This is a genomic window from Kitasatospora sp. NPDC085895, assembly GCF_040702125.1.
In the GTDB taxonomy this organism is placed as follows: Bacteria; Actinomycetota; Actinomycetes; order Streptomycetales; family Streptomycetaceae; genus Kitasatospora; species Kitasatospora arboriphila.
Genome location: NZ_JBFBJY010000213.1, coordinates 1 through 2266, shown reverse-complemented (window position 1 = coordinate 2266; position 2266 = coordinate 1). Strand labels below are relative to the sequence as shown.

At 68.8% G+C, this 2266-nt stretch carries 2 protein-coding genes and 1 pseudogene; 1 reads left to right on the top strand and 2 read right to left on the bottom strand.

Going from position 1 to position 2266, the window contains the following annotated elements; translation table 11 throughout:
* Positions 1-92: 92 nt before the first annotated feature.
* A complete protein-coding gene (locus tag AB0442_RS42285) occupies positions 93-341 on the top strand; it encodes a hypothetical protein (protein WP_366168820.1) in 249 nt (82 codons plus the stop codon).
* A 16-nt stretch (positions 342-357) separates the two neighbouring features.
* Here the strand turns inward: AB0442_RS42285 and AB0442_RS42280 are convergent.
* Positions 358-691 (bottom strand): annotated as a pseudogene (locus tag AB0442_RS42280) (transposase); the annotation flags it as partial.
* A gap of 859 nt (positions 692-1550) precedes the next feature.
* Positions 1551-2266 (bottom strand): hypothetical protein (locus AB0442_RS42275; RefSeq protein ID WP_366168819.1); only part of this gene is annotated, 716 nt, incomplete at its 5' end.

Sequence of the window (2266 nt, the reverse complement as noted above, 5' to 3'; positions counted from 1 at the left end):
CGATCCGACAACCGCTCACCCACCGACGACTTCACCTGACCGGGCCTTGGCACACCCCGTCCAACGACCAATGCCCACCAAAGTCACCGGTATTGAGCCTAGACCACTACCACCGTCTCCTGGCGGCGCTGTTGCGCCGACGCAGGGCGATCACCAGCACCCTCCTGGCCCAGCTGCTGGGCGTCACCCGCACCAACCTCTCCAACCAGTTCCAGGACGGCCACCGGCTCCTGGACCTGCACCGCGTCGTCGTCACACCCCTGCCCGGATCGCCCGCCCGAACCATCGAACAGCTTCGAGTCCGCCTGTCTGACGGAGACCACCAGAAAGATCACCTCTGACAGTTATTCAGAGTCGCCTCCCGGCGGTGCCGGAGTACTGCCGCTGGACGCCGGCCGACCGCACGCCCTTCTTCAGGAACTCGGCGTCGTCCACGATCAGGACGCCGCCCGGGTCGGCCAGGTGCTCGACCGCGTACTCGCATATGTCGTCGAGCACCCCGTTCGCGCCCCAGTCGATCCGGTTCAGCAGCCGCTGGATCCGGTCCGCTACGGCCGGCCTCCTCGGCCACCGTTCAGCCGTTCTTGCGCTCCAAAGGCGCCAGCAGCCCTCACATGTGGGCCAGCGCCGGCTTCCGCGACTCACTCCGCGCGAACCGGTGCGCAAGCCGCCCGTGCAACCCCGCCAACACGAGTGACGCACCACCTTGCCCGGGGTGCCAGCCCGCGTCCGGGTCCGGACTCGGGGAGAGACGAGTGTTGTGGGCCCACCCCGATCGGGCGCATCCGAAGGCGGGGTGTCCGCGGTTCCGGGACAGCGTGGAGAGCGCCGTGACACCGGCGCACACGGCCGACTGGCGCAGTGAGCCCTCGGTCAGGCCCGGTCCGGCGTTCGCCGCGGCGTCTCGCGGGTGCCGGACCGCCACTCTAGTGCTTCCGATCGGGAGACGGTTCGCGGCGCGACCGGGTGGTGGGACCATACCCGTTCGCGCTTTCTCGACGGCCTGTGCACAGCCGCCGACGCAGGAATGCACGCGGTCGACGAACGTGCTTTCGCCCGTGAGGAGTTAGCCGGGTCTGGGACGCGTGCGGCGCGAGCACCGATCTCATCAGCCGCCTTCTCACCGCTCGCACCCTCGGATTGAAGGGTGACCCGCCTGTCCGATCCGGATGTTCCTGAGACGTGAACTCGACCTAGGCGAAACTTAGTTGAGAGCAGCACAAAAAGGGCACAGCGGGAAGGGCTTCAGGCGAGAGGTCGCCCGGAAGGAATTCGCAGTTCCGTCGGCTGGTCATATTCAGCGAGCGGATGGCCGCTTTGGAATGTCTTCCGATGGGTCGGCATGTCCGTTGGTGAACAGCAAAGTTCGTGGTGATACCGATAGATTCGCTCGGCCGAACTGTGATGGGTATCGTCCGCGCTCGGCTCCCCGGTCACGACGTGGCCCGGGGTGAGCGGCGAGGTATGAGGTGCGCCTGTCCGCCGAGTGTCTCCGGGCCCTCTGGGCCGCAATTCGCAACACAGAGGAAGGATGCCGCATGAATCGCCGATCACTTCGAAAGTCCCGGATCAAGACCATGGCTGTACTCTCCATGGGCACGCTCTCCGCAGTCGTCAACATCGCCTCGGCAACGGACGCGGTGGCCGGGACGATCGAGAAGTCCGCTACCCGCCCCGTCCATGCCGCAGCGGTCCCCGGACCGCACGGTGCTCTGAGTGCTGACTTCGCTTTCAAGGGCAGGCAGCTGCCTGCGGTCAGCGACAGATCCATGGACGACCAGTGGGACGCCCTGGATTCCCGCTGGTGGCCGATGCACGGCGCCCAGGGCCCGCAGGGTCCGCAGGGCGATGTCGGCGCCCAGGGTCCGCAGGGCGATGTCGGCGCCCAGGGTCCGCAGGGCGACCTGGGCGCTCAGGGTCCGCAGGGCGAGGTGGGCGCCCAGGGTGCCCTCGGCGCTCAGGGCCCACAGGGTGATCTGGGCGCTCAGGGCCCGCAGGGTGATGCGGGAGCGCTCGGTCCCCAGGGGCCGCAGGGTGCACAGGGCGGTGTCGGTGCGCTCGGCCCCCAGGGGCCGCAGGGTGCTCAGGGCGGTGTGGGTGTCCAGGGTCCGCAGGGTGACGTGGGTGCCCAGGGTGCCCTTGGCCTGCAGGGTCCGCAGGGTGACGTGGGTGCCCAGGGTGCCCTCGGCGCTCAGGGTCCGCAGGGTGACGTGGGTGCCCAGGGTGCCCTCGGCGCTCAGGGTCCGCAGGGTGACGTGGGCGCCCA